Origin of the sequence: Microcoleus sp. w2-18bC1, assembly GCF_036700365.1 — a bacterium.
Taxonomy (GTDB): Bacteria; Cyanobacteriota; Cyanobacteriia; order Cyanobacteriales; family Microcoleaceae; genus Microcoleus.
On the sequence record NZ_JAUBOS010000003.1, the window covers coordinates 60,184 to 77,952 of the forward strand.

Below are 17,769 nucleotides of genomic sequence, written 5' to 3' on the forward strand. Positions count from 1 at the left end.
TAAAACTTGCTCGATCGTAAGTCAATCTACTGATATTGTTAAAGTATCTACCTTTTTTCCTGCATCTTGCAACAGTAGAATCAAGTTTTATTAAGCTATCCCCCGATAAATAGGAATGTTAGAAATATCCCAGCCTTCTTTGCGCGAACAACAGCACCATCTCATCCGCGATTTAGCAGACCGGATGGAAGCAGTATGGCACCGCTATCTCGACCTCGAACCCTACCACCTGCCCGCTGAGTTGGGATACGTAGAAGGCCGCTTGGAAGGAGAAAAACTGATCATTGAAAACCGCTGCTATCAAACGCCCCAGTTCCGCAAAATACACCTCGAACTCGCTAAAGTCGGGCCGGTACTTGACATTCTGCACTGCGTGATGTTTCCCAGACCGAATTATGCTTTGCCGATGTTCGGTACGGATATCGTAGCAGGCAAAGGCCAAGTTAGCGCAGCGATCGCAGACCTTTCTCCCCTCAATCGAGATCGAACTTTGTCGCAAAGCTACCGAACCCAACTGGAAATTTTGCCGATCAAGCAATTTTCTTGTCCCCGCCAAATTCCCGAATGGGGGGATATTTTCTCAGAATTTTGCCTGTTTGTGCGACCAGAGTCGATCGAAGAAAACAGTCGGTTTTTGGATATTGTTGAATCCTACGTGGAAATTCACTGCAAACAGGCAGTCGCTTCCGAACCTGTCTCTGCAGCCGAAGCATCGGAAATTCTAGAGGCTCAAATTTACTACTGCACCCAGCAGCAGCAAAACGACAAAACCCGCCGCGTACTCGAAAAAGCTTTCGGTCAAGATTGGGCCGAACATTACATGACCGAGGTGCTTTTTGATATCCCTAAATAGCTGAAAATTGTTTACAATACTTTACAGTAGGGGGAAAAAACTTAATCAGGAAATCACCTACTTTATAAGTAATGGTCAAGGAATCACGGCTCAAGGATAAATCATTTTTAAAACCCCCAGGGCGAGGAATTATCGGTTTAGCGATCGGTGCAACTCTCATTACCACAGGAGTAGGTTTTTGGCAAGTATCTCAAATTAGAAAAGCCGAAGAGTTAAAGGCGGCGGCTGCAACGGCGGCTGCAACTTCCGTCGCTACCCGCACCAGTGTTACCGCTTTGGGTAGGTTGACTCCGCAGGGGGAAGTCATCAAATTGTCGGCCCCTTCGGCGTCGGAGGGAGCAAGAATTGAACAGTTGCAGGTGGAAGAGGGCGATCGAGTCAGTCAAGGACAAATCATAGCAGTTCTCGATACGCGCGATCGACTCCAAGCAATCCTCCAACAAGCCGACAAAGAAGTCAAAGTCAAACAAGCAGAATTAGCGAAAATTCAAGCAGGTGCAAAAACTGGTCAAATCGGTGCTGGGAAAGCCGAAGTTGCCAAGTTTCAAGCACAAGTGCAAAGAGAAACCGAAGGCGAAGCAGCGAATGTCGCCCGCTTAGAAGCTCAACTGCGAAGAGAAACCGAAGCCGAACAAGCTAATCTTGCCAAATTTGAGGCACAACTCCAAAGAGAAACCGAAGCCGAACAAGCTAATCTTGCCAAATTTGAGGCACAACTCCAAAGAGAAACAGAGGTGCAGCAATCCAAATTGGCTAGGCTAGAAGCTCAATTGCGTGGCGAAATTGCCTCTCAAAACGCTACAGTCGATCGGCTAAAAGCCGAATTAGCCAACGCCGAAGCCGAGGAAAAACGCAATAAAGAACTCTCCGAAACAGGCACAATTTCTGCTTCCGCCTACGACACCAAACGCTTAGCAGTAGAAACGGCTCGCCAGAGAGTCAAAGAAGCTCAAGCTGTATTAGAAAAAACAGTGCAAACTTTGCGTGAGGAAATAGTCGAAACTAAAGCCACAGTCAAACAAACAGTAGAAACAGGCCAGCAGGAAATCAATCAATCCCGAGCCAATCTCAGACGCAAGTTAGAAACAGGTAGGCAGGAAATTAACCAAGCCAGAGCAACCTTAAATCAAAAGATAGAAACTGGTAGAGAACAAATTAATCAAGCGGAAGCAATACTCAAACAAAAAGCAGAAACTGGCCAAGAACAAATCAATCAAGCCAAAGCAAATCTAGACCAAATTGCCGAAGTACGTCCCGAAGACGTGCAAGCAGCCCAAGCCGCCGTAGAAAGTGCGATCGCCACCAAACAAAAAGCTCAAGTAGACTTAAACTTAAGTTACGTCAAAGCACCCGTATCCGGCTACATCCTCAAAGTTCACAGCCGACAAGGAGAACGTGTCAACACCCAAGACGGCATCGTAGAACTAGGCGGCACCGACCAAATGTACGCCGTAGCAGAAGTTTACGAAACCGACATCGCCAAAGTGCGAAACGGCCAGCGGGCTACCGTCAGCAGCCCCGTATTTGCAGGCACTTTGGAAGGAACAGTCGATCGCATCGGCAAACAAATCGGCAAAAAAGATGTCCTCAATACAGACCCTGCCGCCGACACCGACGCGAGAGTTATCGAAGTAAGAATTCGCCTCGATCCGGAATCGAGCAAAAAAGTTGCAGCCCTCACAAACTTGCAGGTTGAAGTCAAAATAGATATCTAAATTTTACCTTGACAGAACTTACGCATGGGGACTCAAGCAATCGGGTTTTTAACCGATATTAAGGGTTTGAATCAACTATAAGGGTAAAAAAACCGCTTCCTCAACACCCGTGCTTAAATCCTAAAATTATTCAATCCAAAACCCAAAATCTCAAATTTAAAATCGGAGGATTATGGCCAAAATACCACTAGCTTGGGCACAGTTAACCCGCGAAAAAATGCGCTTAGCCGTCGCACTAGCAGGCATTGGCTTCGCCGACTTGCTAATGTTTATGCAGTTCGGGTTTAGAGACGCGCTATTTGAAAGCTCCATCACCTTTCACTCAAAGTTAAAAGGGGATATTTTTATCACCAGCACTCAGTCAACGGCTTTAATAGCCATGAAAAGTTTTCCCCAGCGTCGCTTGTATCAAGCCTTGAGTTTTGACGGCGTTACAGCAATTAGTCCGGTATATTTAGGCTTTGGATTGTGGAAAAACCCCGATCCCAACCAGCGAAATACCCGCCAATTGATGGTAATCGGTTTTGACCCCGCTCATCCCATTTTTGATCTGCCTGAAATCCAAAATAATTTGGACAGAATCAAAATTTCAGATGTGGTTTTATTTGACCAAGCTTCCCGCCCGGAGTTTGGGCCGGTAGCAGAATATTTCAAACAGGGAAAAGTTGTTGAAACTGAAGTTGACAATCGCCGCGTTAAGGTAGATGGTTTATTTACTATAGGTGCCTCTTTCGGTGCCGACGGGAATCTTGTCACCAGCGATTTGAACTTTATGCGGATTTTTTCGACGCGGAGAACAAGAGGTTTAATCGATATAGGTATTGTTCACTTGCAGCCGGGTACAGATGTTAAGGCTGTTGTTGATAAAATGAGGGCAACGTTGCCGAATGATGTGAGGATTTCTACTAAAGAAGAGTTTGTAGATTTTGAAAAAAAATATTGGCAGGAAAGTACCTCAATCGGATTTGTTTTCACTCTCGGCGCGGCAATGGGATTTATCGTTGGGATAGTGATTGTTTATCAAATTCTTTATACTGATGTTACCGATCATTTACCCGAATACGCTACGCTAAAGGCGATGGGATACAAGGATATTTACTTTTTGGGTGTGGTGTTTCAAGAGGCTTTGATTTTGGCAATTATTGGTTATTTGCCAGGGTTTGGAGTTTCTTTGGTGCTGTACAATTTAGGGAGAAGTGCTACGAGTTTACCGATGTATATGACTTTGGCGAAAGCTATGACTGTTTTTATTATGACAGTTGTCATGTGTGCTGTGTCCGGGGCGATCGCAGTTAGGAAGTTGCAGGCTGCTGACCCGGCGGATATTTTTTAAGGAAGGAAGAAGAAAGAAGGAAGAAGAAAGAAGGAAGAAGGAAATACCAATTATCAATTACGAATTAACAGCTACAAATTACGAATGAATACTTTACCAGTTGTCTCAATTAAAAATCTCAATCATTCTTTCGGCGAAGGACAACTTCGCAAACAGACATTATTTGATATCAACCTCGAAATTTATCCGGGCGAAATCGTGCTGATGACTGGGCCTTCGGGGTCTGGTAAAACCACATTGTTAACCTTGATTGGAGCTTTGCGATCGATCCAAGAAGGTAGTCTGAAAATTCTCGACCAAGAATTGCGGGGAACGCCGAAAAATAAATTAGTTAAAGTCCGCCGCGACATCGGCTATATTTTCCAAGCTCACAATTTGCTCAAATGCTTGACAGCTAGGCAAAATGTGCAAATGTCCCTCGACCTGCACAACCATCTTTCTCCCCAAGAAACTAATGATAAAATAGAAGGAATGCTGGAAGCTGTAGGCTTGGGAGAAAGAATAGATTATTACCCGGACAGTCTTTCTGGTGGCCAGAAACAAAGAGTTGCGATCGCCCGGGCGTTAGTCAGCCAGCCGAAATTAGTATTAGCAGACGAACCCACAGCAGCACTAGACAGTAAATCAGGTCGAGATGTGGTAGAAATTATGCGAGGTTTGGCCAAAGAACAGCACTGCACTATTTTGCTTGTCACCCATGACAACCGCATTTTAGACATAGCCGATCGCATTATTCACATGGAAGACGGCTACCTCGCACAAGATACATCAACAACGGTGACAATCGGCGTTTTTTCGGAAAAATAATATTAACCCACCTCAACTTATTTCCGAGAACCGGGACGCTTTGCTCCTACCTTCGCAGGACTTTTTGTTGCACCTTTAGCTGGAGTTTTAGAACTAATTTTACCACTTTTTTGACCCTTAGCTCCTACCAATTGGCTATCATTGGCATTGGTAGGTCTGCCGGCAGGCGTTCTCGTAGTCCTAAAGGTAACATTCACCCCTTCATTCGACTGTTCCAGCACCAACATCGGCGTCGGCTTGGCTTTTTGATCCCACTCAATATGAACGATGCGACCTTGAATTGTCGGCTGCCAACTGTCGTGGTCGTCTGAAGGACTCAGATAAGTTTCCAAACAGTCAATAATTTGATTAATTGTCGCTGATGTTGCCTGAGTCGGCAGTTTCATCAGCTTAATTTGAATCCGAAACAGCACTCGTTTTTCTATTTTTACCGCCGGATCGCCAGTTTCGTATTCGATATCAAACATCGAATCCACTTGCCTGCCACTACCAGCATTCCCGTTTTTATCTCCCACTGCCCCCTGAGTCGGACGCAGGGCAATACTAATTTTTTCTTTGACTTTTACCTTAATCTGGTTCACAATGGCAAAGTGAAATACTTCTTCCGCCATTCGCATTCTCAGGTAGTCTAAATTAAAGTCTCGCGAGTGGATAAGGTCGGGATTCTTTTCCATCTTTAACATGGTTTCCAGAGCCATTTTGTATTTTTTCTGGAGTTCTCGATTTCTAAACTCCTCAAATTTGAGCTTTTTACTCAAATCGTCGAGTTTTAGCTTGGTAAACACCGCTAAACCGATAAGCAATAACAACAGTAATCCCGACGCTCCCATGAAGAGTTGGTCTGAGGACGGATCTCCGGGTTTAGCCTGTTTAGGTTTGGGAGAGGCTACTGCCAACCTTGGTTCTACAAGGATTATTTGGGTTGACATGGGCTTTTAAAGGGTAAAATTTGACGCTATATTTATACAGGACTCCAGAGTAGAGCTGGTAGTGCAACTGGATCAACCCACATTGACATCATTCCACCATCATCTTGGTACAACTGGATTTCTGCAACTGGAGCACGCACCCTCTAATTAATACTTTATCTTTAACTGCAAGCCAGTTTCCGAAATATCGGAAAATCGCGTGCTGGTACTGACCAATTGAAATGGTGAATTGTCTGTAATATATTATACCAATACAGCCCAAAAAAATGTTTGTTCGGGGGTCTCCTTTTCTAGAAAAATAAAAAGAAATACACATAAATTAATAGTAACTCTGGGAGCCAGCAGCGGAAAACATCAAGCAGAACAGCCGATCGCCCGGACGATCGAGGGGCGGACGTTAGGAGGGTGCTAATTCCTACTGTTGGGTCACGGACGCCGTGTAAGCCCACCGGGCTGCTTGCTGTGAAAGTCGAACTCTGGTGCGATCGAACAACGTCTCCTTAGCTAAGATTACAGCTAATACCACCAATATTCGATCGTGACCTACGAACCCCTGCATCACAAATATCGCCCTCAGACATTTGCCGAATTAGTCGGTCAAGAGGCGATCGCCCAAACCCTCACCAGCGCCATCCTACAAGAGCGCATAGCACCAGCATATCTATTCACCGGCCCCAGAGGCACCGGTAAAACCTCTAGTGCCAGAATTTTCGCCAAATCTCTCAACTGTATTTCTACGGTTGCCCCTACCCCGACACCCTGTGGCAAATGCAACGTTTGCCAAGAAATTGCCCGAGGTTCGACACTAGATGTCATCGAAATTGACGCAGCCAGCAACACCGGAGTAGATAACATTCGGGATTTGATCGAACGAGCTCAATTTGCCCCCGTACAGTGCCGCTATAAAGTATATGTAATCGACGAAGTTCATATGCTCAGTACCCAGGCATTTAATGCCTTATTAAAAACATTAGAAGAGCCGCCCGATCGCGTTGTATTCGTCCTCGCCACAACCGACCCACAAAGAGTATTACCAACTATTATTTCTCGGTGCCAAAAGTTTGACTTCCGCCGCATCCCCCTCGATGCAATGATTGCTCACTTACACAAAATTGCCCAATTAGAAAATATCAATATTGCCAGTGATGCCGTACAAATGGTTGCTCAAATGGCCCAAGGAGGTCTGCGAGATGCCGAAAGTTTGCTCGACCAACTAAGCTTATTTCAGGGTGAAGTAACAGTCGAAAAAGTTTGGGATTTAGTCGGGGCAGTCCCCGAAAATGATTTAATGGATTTGCTGCAAGCTATTGATACAGATAACGCTACAGCACTAATAGACATGACTCGCCACCTCATGGATCGCGGTCGGGAACCCCTAATCGTGCTGCAAAGTCTCGCCAGCTTTTACCGAGATTTACTAATAGCCAAAGCTGCACCGAAACGGTCAGATTTAGTAGCTTTAACATCGGCAACTTGGGAAAAACTGGGGGATTTTGCCCGCCATTGGGATGCGGAGTTGATTTTGGCAGGTCAGAAACATTTGCAAACCCACGAAGTGCAAATTAAAAACACTACTCAGCCGCGTTTGTGGCTGGAAGTAACGCTATTGGGATTATTGCCTTCAGCAATTAGAACTCAGCAGCAACCAACAGCGGAACCAGCTAAAAATATTACTCAACCACCACAAAATCACCCCCCCCAACCCCCCCTTTCTAAGGGGGGGAGCCAGACATCTAATATTGAACCGCCTCCCGCTGCCAAACCTCAAAATCCTCCACCGACTTCGCCGCCTGTGACTAATCGCACAGAAAGCACACCTCCTGCAGCGATTCCCGCACCTGTACCAACTGCTGAAACGAATCAAACAAATTATTCACCGACTAATTCAGCCGATGAAATCGATTTAAATCGAGTGTGGGAACAGGTACTTGACCGCGTGCGGCCGCATGGAACTCAATCGCTGCTTCGCCAACATGGACAGCTAGTCATTTTTAGCAATAATACTGCTCATGTTAAGATTAGTTCCCAGCCGTTGCTGAATATGGTTAAAGACAAAGTAGCTAATATTGAAGAAGCTTTTTTGCAAATTTTTAACCGTCGAGTAACAGTAAAAGTGGGATTGACAAATCCCGCTGAAACTAATAATTCCCGCGCTAAGGATTTGCCAAGTTCTAACGGACGTGTTGGCGAAAATCCCAGGAATTCTCATCCTGCGGATGATGTCGGCCAACAGGTGCAGAACTCGGCGAGTTCGGAGATTCCAGATGATTTTTTGGGGAATAGGAGAGAAGAACAAAAACACCCGCCAGAGCCTGAAAATACCGCCGTTAATGTGCCCCTAATTTCCGAATCACGATCCAACGGCTCTACCGACTCTCAGAATGACTCTAAAGCTCAGGCTATAGCGGTGCGTGATGACGCTCAATATGTCGCGAATACGGCTAGGCAATTGGCTGCTATGTTTGATGGGGAAGTAGTCGATTTGTCGGATGACTTGGAGAGTTGGGAGTCGGAAACTTTTAGATTGGAATCTGAACCGGATTTTTCCGAGTTATCTTCTGAGTTAGGTGAGGATGATTTTATAGATTGGTAAGTATAGCAATCCTTGCAGGAGTCGTAAATTTTTTACCCCACCCCAACCCTCTCCTTACCAAGGGGAGGGAGTAAGACATTCACAAATGATGCGAGGATTGCTATAGATCACTAAAAAAAACCGAGAAACCCGGTTTTTGTAGTAGGGGCGCTGCTAAGACTAGCAGCCCTTCTAGGTTCCTTAATACCCTAAAAGTTTTAGGTTGAATTAGAGTCACCTAGTGATTGGGAATATCTACTTTTAAGCTGACTCTGGCTTGGGCAGCGAAGACGGAAGTACCAACAACTCAGCAGTCGATCGCTTCTCGACCATTTCCTTAGTAATCGTACACCGGGCAACATCCTTGCGCGACGGCAACTCGTACATCACATCCAACATCAATTCTTCGACAATTCCGCGCAGCGCCCGTGCTCCAGTTTTCCGGCGGTATGCTTCCTGGGCGATCGCCCGAATCGCCTCCGGCTTAAAGTCCAACTGCACATTATCCATCTTCAGCAGCTTTTGATACTGCTTAACCAAAGCATTGCGCGGTTCAGTCAAAATCGCCATCAGCGTTTCCTCATCCAGCGGTTCCAGCACCGCAGCCACAGGCACCCGCCCAATAAACTCAGGAATCATCCCAAACTTCACTAAATCATCCGGTTCCAGTTGCTTGAGTACATCAGCAGCCCGCTTTTCCTTCGGCTGAGCTTCTCCGGGCTGAATAAAACCCATTGACTTTTTACCCGTTCTCTGCTCTATCACTTTCTCAAGACCGACAAAAGCACCGCCGCAGATAAACATGATATTGCTGGTATCAATTTGGATGCAGTCTTGGTAGGGATGCTTGCGGCCACCTTGGGGAGGTACATTGGCGATCGTCCCCTCAAGCATTTTCAGCAGCGCCTGCTGCACACCTTCACCCGACACATCCCGCGTAATCGAAGGATTTTCGCTCTTGCGGGCTATTTTGTCAATTTCATCAATATAAATAATTCCGCGCTGCGCCTCTTCCACGTCCATATCTGCTACTTGCAGCAGCCGCAGCAAAATATTTTCCACATCTTCCCCGACATAGCCCGCTTCCGTCAGCGTCGTCGCGTCAGCCACAGCAAACGGCACGTCCAGCATATCTGCCAAAGTCTGAGCTAGCAGAGTTTTTCCGCAGCCCGTCGGCCCGATTAACAAAATATTCGATTTTTGCAGTTCTACTTCTTCCGGCGGGTGCTTGCCGCTATTTTTTGCATGGATAAAGCTGAGGCGCTTGTAGTGGTTGTAAACTGCCACCGAGAGCACCTTTTTCGCCTCATCTTGCCCGATCGCATTTTCGTCGAGATAATTTTTAATTTCCCTGGGCTTGGGAATTTGGCTCAGCGACATACTTTTGCCCGAAGTACCGCGGCGCTTTTGCGTCGTTTCCTGCTTCGGAGCCACCGCCGCTGCGGGTACTGCACTCGAATCAAACAACTCCTCATCTAAAATTTCATTGCACAAGTCAACGCATTCGTCGCAGATATACACCCCTGGTCCTGCGATCAACTTGCGTACTTGCTCTTGAGACTTGCCACAAAACGAACATTTTAGATGGGAGTCGTACTTAGACATAACAGCCTCTTAATTCAGTGCAGTGACATTCTCTCCCGCCGTCGGAAGGTTTTCCTTAGCGATAACTCGATCGACCAAACCGTAATTTTTGGCTTCCTCGGCTGACATAAAAAAGTCGCGCTCTGTATCCGCCTCTAATTTGTCGATCGGTTGACCCGTGTGGTGCGCTAGCAGTTGATTCAGCTTACGCTTATGATAAAGGATTTCTTTGGCTTGAATCTCAATATCAACTGCTTGACCTTGAGCGCCTCCAAGCGGCTGGTGAATCATAATTCGGGAACTCGGAAGAGACATCCGCTTACCGTGGGCTCCTGCTGTCAGTAGAAATGCGCCCATACTCGCTGCCAAACCGTAACAAATCGTCACCACATCCGGGCGGATTTGCTGCATTGTGTCATAAATTGCCATGCCGGCCGTCACCGAGCCGCCGGGGGAATTAATGTACATTTGGACATCTTTTTCTGGGTCTTCGGCATCTAGATACAATAGCTGAGCCACTATTGAGTCAGCAACTTCGTCGGTTACGGGAGTTCCTAAAAACACAATTCGCTCCCGCAGCAAGCGCGAGTAAATGTCAAAAGCCCGCTCGCCCATCCCCGACTGTTCTAGTACCATCGGCACTACATTGCTGGGGCTGGAACTGACATCAAAATCGTTATAGCTTGTAATTAGGTAATTGGAAGATTGAGATACAACCATAAGACACCAGTCAAGGATTCTAGACAATTTGCTGCTGCTGATGAAAGCTTTAAATTAAGCCGCCAGCTTTTAACTATTATGCCTCTTCTGAACAGATATCGGGGGAATGGGGAATGGGGAATGGGGAATGGGGCATTGGGCATTGGGTATAGTCGAGCAAAAATCTTGTGACTATTTAACCCAAATTCAACAGTAGCTCGACATTAAACGTAAAATTCGATCGCACTTCAGATACCCCCGATCTATCCCCGCCGTAGGGACACTCCAATACCCCATTAGTGTCCACTTAAGCTTTCAGCCCGCCAAGTCCACCAGTGGACCCGCTAGTCCGCCAGGGAATGAATTCCACGGGGCTTATAGCTAAAGTCCTCGCTATGAGGACTAATGGATTATTCAGTCCTCATAGCGAGGACTTTAGCTTTGAGGCAGGGGTTTAAACCCCTGCCGGACTGCGGGTTTAACGTGTTTGTTGACACGAAGAAGGGCTGGCGTGCGGTGTCCCTACTACTTTGATTCTGCGCCCTAATCTTCGCCTACGACTTCCACTTCAACGCTCGTGGCTGCTTCTGCTGAATCTTCAGCGTCCGATTCTTCTGATTCTTCTGCTGCAGGAGTCAGAGAGCCTTCAGGTACGAGTTCGATTGTTCCTTTTTCTTCCAACCATTTCAGGGTTTTTTGTTTGAGCAAGTCTTCTGCTACAAATTCCTGCAACCTTTGGGGGTCAAAATCTCCTTTGGGAAACTGCTTTCTGATTTTTGCTACTTCTGCTTTTACTTCTGCTGGTTCAACAGATAAGGATTCCAGCTTGGCTACTTCTGCCAGAGCTAAATTCTGCTTGAGGCGCTCGATTGCTTCCGGGCGCGAGCGTTCCCGCATCGGGCCCATATTTTCTTCGGTAAACAGTTGGTTGATATCTATGCCGTAATTTCTCAATTGGACGGCTTGTTGATTCAACAAATAATCGATTTCGCGATCGACCATTGTTTCGGGAATTTCCACTTCTATTAGCTGCACGAGGGCTGCTGATATAGCTTTTTCCTTATTAGCGGATGTCTTGTTTTCTTGGTCTGCTTTAAACCGAGTTTCGAGCGATTCGCGCAGTTCGGCTAAAGTTTCAAACTCGCTGACTTCTTGCGCGAAGTCGTCGTCCAACTCCGGCAATTCTTTTTCCTTAAGTTCTTTGAGAGTAATCGTAAAGACTGCGGGTTTTCCGGCTAATTCTTCACTGCTATACTCTTCGGGGAACTGCACAGAAACTTCTCTAGTTTCTCCTGGATTCATCCCGATCATGCCTTGGATAAAGCCCGGTACAAACTGATTTTCCGATAATTCTACTTGGAAGTCTTCTGCTTCGCCACCAGGAATTTCTGCGGGAGTTTCGCCTTCGGCTGCTTCTGCAAATCTACCGGAGAAATCAACCAAAGCCGTGTCTCCCAACTGAGCCGGCCGGCCTTCTACGGGGATTAAAGTAGCTTTGTCCGATCGATATTTTGCCAATACCTCATCTACCTGAGTCTCATCATACTTAGCTTCTTCTGCTTGAAGCTGCAAACCTGTGTACTGACCCATTTTCACTTCTGGTTGTACATCAACCTTCGCCGAAAAAATCAGAGGCTGTTCTGGATCGAACTTCTCTAATAATTCTTCAAACTCGGTGCGAAGTTCAAAACTGCCAATTGCCGCAATTTTTTCTTGTTCTAGGGCTTTTTGCAGGGAATCATTAATCAAATTTTCCAAAGCCGTCGCCTTCAAACGACTCTGGCCTAGGCGCTGTAGCAAAACTTGACGGGGAACTTTGCCTTTGCGGAACCCAGGAATACTAACCTCGCGAGCAAATTGTTTAATTACTTGCTCGTAAGCTTGTTTTGACTTTTCTGACGGTACTTCGATTTCCAGACCAATTTGGCTAGCTGGAAGTTTTTCCTGGGTTACTTTCATCGGCTTTTGTGATATTTAACAATAGTGTCATAAAATACATACAAATCTGACTTTGCCTGCATTTTAATTTTGTACGCTTTGACTCGTAACGGCACAACTACAACACCTTTACCGGATGAGACTGTAAGTCATTGCCGGCTACTTTTTTGGCTCTTGCCAAATAGTTTTGGTTTGAGAATACTAGCTTTTGCTGCTAGGAATGTGGAGGTGAAGTCCACTAATTGCCGATGCACCATAGCACATATCGCCCTGTGATGTCAATCTTGCCGGTCTCTGCGGCTAGTTAAGGTCAATGGATGCGCCTGCGAAAATGCAGATATATCGCAAAACTTAACCGGATGCGGATTGGGCGTGGGCGAGCGGCAGAAAGATGCTAAACTGGCATTGGGTACGATCGCCCGGATCAATCGGGAAGTTCGATCTGCCGTTTCCGTTAACTGCACCATTGCTATCCTCTCATGCTCCTGATATCGCATAACATTAATTAAGTTTGATATTGAGAATTGCAGTTATTTAATTTTTTGATTTCGATCCTTTAGACTTTAATTTTTGGAGGAAACTAATTTGTCTCAATCCTATCGAGTTGCCATTTTAGGAGCTACTGGCGCAGTCGGTGCCGAGTTGCTAGAACTATTGCACAGCCGGAGTTTTCCGATTTCTAACTTGAAGCTGCTGGCTTCGGAACGTTCAGCAGGCACAACTTTGCCTTTTGGCGACGAGATGCTGCCGGTCGAAGCAGTTTCGGCGCGATCGTTTGATAATGTAGATCTGGTGCTCGCCTCTGCCGGCGGTTCTACTTCTAAATTATGGGCTCCGCAAGCAGTGGCAGCCGGAGCAGTGGTCATTGACAATTCTAGCGCTTTCCGCATGGATGCGACGGTACCGCTAGTGGTTCCCGAAGTCAATCCCCAAGCAGCAGCAACTCACCGAGGTATAATTGCTAATCCCAACTGCACGACTATTTTGATGGCGGTTGCCGTTTGGCCACTTCACAAAGTTAGGCCGATACAGCGCATCGTTGTAGCGACTTACCAGTCTGCCAGCGGGGCGGGGGCGAGGGCAATGGAGGAAATGAAAGCTCAAGCAAGAGCAATTTTGCAGGGGGAAACGCCCCAAACAGATATATTTCCATACCCGTTAGCATTTAATTTGTTTCCGCACAACACCCCGATTAACGATTTGGGGTATTGTGAAGAAGAGATGAAAATGGTAAACGAAACTCGGAAGATATTTGGTACGGACGAGATTAAAATTACGGCAACTTGTGTGCGGGTTCCCGTACTGCGGGCTCATTCGGAAGCGATTAATCTAGAGTTTGCAGAGCCGTTTAGCGCGATCGAGGCCAGGGAAATCTTAAAGCAGGCAAGCGGGGTTAAGCTGGTAGAAGACTGGCAAGCTAATTATTTCCCGATGCCTGTCGAGGCTAGCGGTAAGGATGAGGTGTTAGTTGGCAGGATTCGTCAAGATATTTCTCACCCCTGCGGGTTGGAGATGTGGCTGTCTGGCGATCAAATTCGCAAAGGGGCGGCTTTAAATGCGGTGCAGATAGCTGAGTTGCTGGTAGAAAAAAATTTGTTGCGAACCCAAGTGGCGGTGGCTTCTAATTAGGGGGAACCCTGGCAATTGGGAAATTGAAATTGGGGATTTTAGATAAACCTTTCATCTGAAATCAAAAATTTAAAATCAAAAATCAACAGTCTAAAATCGGAGAAAGTGTGGTAAAGTTTGGACGGGTTCTGACTGCAATGATTACGCCGTTTAAGGAAGACGGCAGTGTTAACTATGCGGTAGCAGAACAATTGGCAGTTCATTTAGCCGATCGCGGTACAGATAGCTTGGTAGTGTGCGGCACTACAGGCGAGTCTCCCACTATGACCTGGGATGAAGAGTACGAATTATTTCAGGTGGTACAAAAGGCGGTGGTCGGTAAGGCGTTGGTAATCGCAGGAGCCGGATCGAATTCTACTTCAGAAGCAGTCGCAGCTACCCAAAAAGCAGCTAAACTCGGGTTAGACGGCTGTTTGCAGGTGGTTCCTTATTACAACAAACCCCCGCAAGAAGGTTTGTACAATCATTTTCGGGCGATCGCGCAATCTGCTCCAGAATTGCCTATAATGTTATATAACATCCCCGGTCGCACTGGTCAGAATATGTTGCCGGAGACGGTGGCTCGATTGGCAGAAATCCCCAACATTGTGGCCGTAAAAGAAGCAAGTGGCAACTTGGATCAAGCAAGTCAAATTCGGTGCTTGACATCCCCTGAATTTGCCATCTATTCTGGAGATGATTCCTTAACTTTGCCAATGTTGGCGGTAGGAGGATCTGGTGTAGTTAGCGTAGCCAGCCATCTGGTAGGAGAGCAACTGCAACAGATGATCAAAGCTTTCGAGGCCGGTCAAGTTCAAGTCGCTACCCAGATTCACTTGCAACTTTTTGACCTGTTTAAAGCTCTTTTTCTCACCACAAATCCCATTCCCGTCAAGACAGCTCTTAAACTTCAAGGCTGGGATGTAGGTTCCACCCGTCCGCCCCTGTGCGATCCGCCCGTTGAGGTAACTCAAAAGTTAAAGGACGTACTGAGTCAGCTAGCAGCAGTATCAGCTAGCAAGACGAGCGAGAACGAGTTTTCAGACAACTGAATATTGGTTGTTATCAGTCATTAGTTCTGAGTCATCAGTCATTAGTAATTAAGTGTTAGTAAGTAGCTAACAGTCAAGGATTAAAGACTGAAGATAAAAGAATGAAGACCAAAGACAACTGACTGTACGGGATAGTAAAACCCGCCAGGGATTTTTCCATAAATATTTGGAAAAATATCGCCCTACCAACGAACAGTAGACGAAAGACGAAAGACGACAGACCAAAGACCACAGACCAATAACAAAAATAACTAACAAAGGATACGCATGATCAAAAATACAACTGCATCTGCTCTAAAAGTTATTCCCCTCGGCGGGCTTCACGAAATCGGTAAAAACACTTGTGTGTTCGAGTACGGCGACGAAATCATTCTTTTAGATGCCGGTTTAGCGTTCCCGACAGATGGAATGCACGGGGTAAATATTGTCCTTCCAGACATGACTTACTTGCGGGAAAACAGCCACAAAATTAAAGGTATGATCGTGACTCACGGTCACGAAGACCACATAGGCGGTATCCCTTATCACCTCAAACAATTTGAAATTCCGGTCATCTACGGCCCCCGTTTGGCGATGGCTTTGCTAGCCGGAAAACTCGAAGAAGCCGGAGTGTCTCACCGCACTGAATTGAGAACGGTTCGACCCAGGGATACTGTCAGAATTGGCAAGAATTTCTTAGTCGAATACATTCGCAACACTCACTCGATGGCAGACAGTTTTACTGTGGCCATTCACACTCCTGTCGGAATTGTGATCCACACCGGAGACTTTAAAATTGACCACACTCCTGTAGACGGCGAGCATTTTGATTTGCAAAAGCTGGCCGAGTACGGCGAGAGAGGCGTGCTTTGCTTGATCAGCGATTCTACTAACTCGGAAGTTCCCGGTTTTACCGCTTCGGAAAGTTCTGTGGCGCCGAATTTAGACAGAATTATCGCTCAAGCACCGGGACGAGTGATGCTGACGACTTTTGCTTCGTCGGTACACCGATTGCAAATAGTTTTGGACTTGGCTAAGAAAAACAATCGGTATGTCGGAGTGGTTGGCCGGTCGATGCTTAACGTCATCGCTCACTGCCGCAATCTCGGCTACATCAAGTGCGAAGATAGTATTTTCAAACCGCTGAAAGAAATCCGCAATTTGGCTGAAGACAAGGTACTAATTTTAACTACGGGTTCCCAAGGCGAACCGATGGCGGCGATGACTCGCATTGCTAACGGCGAACATCACGAACTGAAAATCAGAAAGGGCGATACAGTCATTTTCTCAGCTAATCCGATTCCGGGAAATACGATCGCAGTGGTAAACACGATCGATAAACTGATGATGCTGGGAGCACACGTGGTTTACGGCCGCGACAAAGGCATTCACGTTTCGGGTCACGGTTGTCAAGAAGACCAAAAGTTAATGATTAACATGACTCGTCCTAAGTTCTTCTTGCCGGTTCACGGAGAACACCGGATGCTGATCCAGCACTCCAAGACGGCTCAAAGCATGGGCATTCCCGCTAGCAATATGGTGGTTATTGATAACGGCGATGTCGTAGAATTAACTGAAAATTCAATGCGAGTCGCTGGTCAAGTGCCTTCAGGAATTGAATTGGTAGATGCTTCTCGATCGGGCGTGGTCAAAGCTAGCGTCCTCAAGGAACGTCAGCAGTTGGCCGGAGATGGCGTTGTAACTGTAGCGGCGGCTTTGAATTGGGAAGGCAAATTAGTTGCCAAACCAGAAGTTCACTTAAAAGGTGTAGTGACATCAGCCGATCGCGCGGAGGTGATCAAATTAATCACTCAAACCATTGAAACAGTTTTGAGCGATCGCTGGTCAGAATTTGTCAAACCCGCCACTGCTGACTCGCAAGTTGACATTGACTGGGTAGGAGTGCAAACCCAAATAGAAAAAGCAATTCAGCGGGTGATGCGCCGGGAACTGCAAAGCAATCCGCTGCTGGTATTCCTGATGCAAATTCCTGAAGAAGCAGTGCGATCGGAAAAAGCAGCAGTATCTCCCGGTTCCCTAGAAGCACCTAAGCTACTATCCTCGCCATCATCGCCATCGCCATCATCGCCATCCTTGCCATCTCCTGCCAATCAGGTGACGGGCCGGCGCCGTCCCCGGACTGCTGCAAGGGCAGCTTCTTAGGGCGGTAATTCTCGGACGCACTGCGAACCAAGAAAGGAGTTTTAGGTTTTGTAGTTGCGCTTGGATGCCCAAGCGCAACTACAAGCCTAGATGGGATTTCACAAATAGATTTCCTCACTAAGTGAGAAAATAGTTTTTAACCGCCGATAAACGCAAATGAACGCAGATAGTAATTAATTCTATCTGCGTTCATCTGTATTTATCGGCCACCATCTGCGGTTGCAAAATCACCCACCAGCAACTGCTGGAACAATGCTAACTTCATCGCCATCTTGGAGGGCTGTGTTTGAGCCATCCAAAAAGCGGATGTCTTCGCTGTTGACGTAGAAGTTGAGAAATCTGCGCGGTTCTCCCTTTTCGTCGCACAGGCTTTTTTTGATGCCGGGACAATTTGTTTCCAGCGATTCAATTAGTTCGGAAATGTTATCGCCAGCGCATTCGATGGTGGCTTGATTGTTGGTAAATTTTTGCAGGGGAGTGGGAATTAAAACTTTGACGGTCATTTTTTTAGTCCTTAGTCAGTAGTCCTTAGTCAGT

General features: G+C 46.5%; 14 protein-coding genes. 8 read left to right on the top strand and 6 right to left on the bottom strand.

All coding sequences use genetic code 11. The features are described from left to right. The first annotated feature begins 115 nt into the window (after window positions 1–115). From QT979_RS03450 to QT979_RS03465, 4 genes are all read left to right on the top strand, one after another. Window positions 116–853 (top strand): phycocyanobilin:ferredoxin oxidoreductase, encoded by a 738-nt coding sequence (locus tag QT979_RS03450; RefSeq protein ID WP_333308167.1) that lies wholly within the window; start codon window positions 116–118, stop codon window positions 851–853. A 71-nt stretch (window positions 854–924) separates the two neighbouring features. Further along, the gene (locus QT979_RS03455) at window positions 925–2,568 is read left to right on the top strand and encodes an HlyD family efflux transporter periplasmic adaptor subunit (RefSeq protein ID WP_333308169.1); all 1,644 of its coding nucleotides are present in this window, start codon (window positions 925–927) and stop codon (window positions 2,566–2,568) included. A 172-nt stretch (window positions 2,569–2,740) separates the two neighbouring features. Beyond that, window positions 2,741–3,901 (top strand): ABC transporter permease DevC, encoded by a 1,161-nt coding sequence (gene devC, locus QT979_RS03460; protein WP_333213519.1) that lies wholly within the window; start codon window positions 2,741–2,743, stop codon window positions 3,899–3,901. Between the two features lie 84 nt (window positions 3,902–3,985). Further along, window positions 3,986–4,708, top strand: coding sequence for a DevA family ABC transporter ATP-binding protein (locus QT979_RS03465; RefSeq protein WP_333308171.1), 723 nt, complete (start codon window positions 3,986–3,988; stop codon window positions 4,706–4,708). A 17-nt stretch (window positions 4,709–4,725) separates the two neighbouring features. Here the strand turns inward: QT979_RS03465 and QT979_RS03470 are convergent, their stop codons facing one another. Both QT979_RS03470 and QT979_RS03475 read right to left on the bottom strand, forming a co-directional pair. Next, window positions 4,726–5,637 (bottom strand): hypothetical protein, encoded by a 912-nt coding sequence (locus QT979_RS03470; RefSeq protein WP_333308173.1) that lies wholly within the window; start codon window positions 5,635–5,637, stop codon window positions 4,726–4,728. Window positions 5,638–6,052: 415 nt separating this feature from the next. Beyond that, a complete protein-coding gene (locus QT979_RS03475; RefSeq protein WP_333308175.1) occupies window positions 6,053–6,196 on the bottom strand; it encodes a hypothetical protein in 144 nt (47 codons plus the stop codon). On the opposite strand from QT979_RS03475, the gene QT979_RS03480 reads away from it, so the two are divergent. Next, window positions 6,176–8,230 carry a DNA polymerase III subunit gamma/tau gene (locus QT979_RS03480; protein ID WP_333308177.1) on the top strand — a complete coding sequence of 685 codons (2,055 nt, stop codon included), beginning with the start codon at window positions 6,176–6,178 and terminating at the stop codon, window positions 8,228–8,230. The two genes, QT979_RS03475 and QT979_RS03480, sit on opposite strands and share 21 nt — an antisense overlap. 240 nt (window positions 8,231–8,470) lie before the next feature. On the opposite strand, the gene clpX is transcribed toward QT979_RS03480, so the two are convergent. The 3 genes from clpX to tig all read right to left on the bottom strand — a co-directional run bounded on the left by clpX (window position 8,471) and on the right by tig (window position 12,451). Next, window positions 8,471–9,814 (bottom strand): ATP-dependent protease ATP-binding subunit ClpX, encoded by a 1,344-nt coding sequence (gene clpX / locus QT979_RS03485; RefSeq protein WP_333054758.1) that lies wholly within the window; start codon window positions 9,812–9,814, stop codon window positions 8,471–8,473. A 9-nt stretch (window positions 9,815–9,823) separates the two neighbouring features. Next, window positions 9,824–10,513, bottom strand: a complete 690-nt coding sequence (gene clpP, locus QT979_RS03490; protein WP_333041644.1) for an ATP-dependent Clp endopeptidase proteolytic subunit ClpP — start codon at window positions 10,511–10,513, stop codon at window positions 9,824–9,826. A gap of 522 nt (window positions 10,514–11,035) precedes the next feature. Beyond that, on the bottom strand, window positions 11,036–12,451 hold the full coding sequence (gene tig, locus QT979_RS03495) for a trigger factor (RefSeq protein WP_333213513.1): 1,416 nt from the start codon (window positions 12,449–12,451) through the stop codon (window positions 11,036–11,038). Window positions 12,452–13,015: 564 nt separating this feature from the next. Between tig and QT979_RS03500 the strand changes: the two genes are divergently transcribed. The 3 genes from QT979_RS03500 (at window position 13,016) to QT979_RS03510 (ending at window position 17,232) form a co-directional block, all read left to right on the top strand. Beyond that, the gene (locus tag QT979_RS03500) at window positions 13,016–14,059 is read left to right on the top strand and encodes an aspartate-semialdehyde dehydrogenase (protein ID WP_333213511.1); all 1,044 of its coding nucleotides are present in this window, start codon (window positions 13,016–13,018) and stop codon (window positions 14,057–14,059) included. A 107-nt stretch (window positions 14,060–14,166) separates the two neighbouring features. Beyond that, on the top strand, window positions 14,167–15,090 hold the full coding sequence (gene dapA, locus QT979_RS03505) for a 4-hydroxy-tetrahydrodipicolinate synthase (RefSeq protein ID WP_333187328.1): 924 nt from the start codon (window positions 14,167–14,169) through the stop codon (window positions 15,088–15,090). Window positions 15,091–15,357: 267 nt separating this feature from the next. Next, window positions 15,358–17,232 carry a ribonuclease J gene (locus QT979_RS03510; protein ID WP_333213510.1) on the top strand — a complete coding sequence of 625 codons (1,875 nt, stop codon included), beginning with the start codon at window positions 15,358–15,360 and terminating at the stop codon, window positions 17,230–17,232. A gap of 227 nt (window positions 17,233–17,459) precedes the next feature. Here the strand turns inward: QT979_RS03510 and QT979_RS03515 are convergent, their stop codons facing one another. Beyond that, complete coding sequence (locus tag QT979_RS03515; RefSeq protein WP_333054763.1) at window positions 17,460–17,735, bottom strand: MoaD/ThiS family protein; 276 nt, start codon at window positions 17,733–17,735, stop codon at window positions 17,460–17,462. Window positions 17,736–17,769: the final 34 nt, after the last annotated feature.

Bases quoted from the DNA above. Each gene is read 5' to 3' on its own strand.
- QT979_RS03450 (WP_333308167.1), top strand. From the start codon at position 116: ATGTTAGAAATATCCCAGCCTTCTTTGCGCGAACAACAGCACCATCTC.
- QT979_RS03455 (WP_333308169.1), top strand. From the start codon at position 925: ATGGTCAAGGAATCACGGCTCAAGGATAAATCATTTTTAAAACCCCCA.
- devC (WP_333213519.1), top strand. From the start codon at position 2,741: ATGGCCAAAATACCACTAGCTTGGGCACAGTTAACCCGCGAAAAAATG.
- QT979_RS03465 (WP_333308171.1), top strand. From the start codon at position 3,986: ATGAATACTTTACCAGTTGTCTCAATTAAAAATCTCAATCATTCTTTC.
- QT979_RS03470 (WP_333308173.1), bottom strand. From the start codon at position 5,637: ATGTCAACCCAAATAATCCTTGTAGAACCAAGGTTGGCAGTAGCCTCT.
- QT979_RS03475 (WP_333308175.1), bottom strand. From the start codon at position 6,196: ATGCAGGGGTTCGTAGGTCACGATCGAATATTGGTGGTATTAGCTGTA.
- clpX (WP_333054758.1), bottom strand. From the start codon at position 9,814: ATGTCTAAGTACGACTCCCATCTAAAATGTTCGTTTTGTGGCAAGTCT.
- clpP (WP_333041644.1), bottom strand. From the start codon at position 10,513: ATGGTTGTATCTCAATCTTCCAATTACCTAATTACAAGCTATAACGAT.
- tig (WP_333213513.1), bottom strand. From the start codon at position 12,451: ATGAAAGTAACCCAGGAAAAACTTCCAGCTAGCCAAATTGGTCTGGAA.
- QT979_RS03510 (WP_333213510.1), top strand. From the start codon at position 15,358: ATGATCAAAAATACAACTGCATCTGCTCTAAAAGTTATTCCCCTCGGC.
- QT979_RS03515 (WP_333054763.1), bottom strand. From the start codon at position 17,735: ATGACCGTCAAAGTTTTAATTCCCACTCCCCTGCAAAAATTTACCAAC.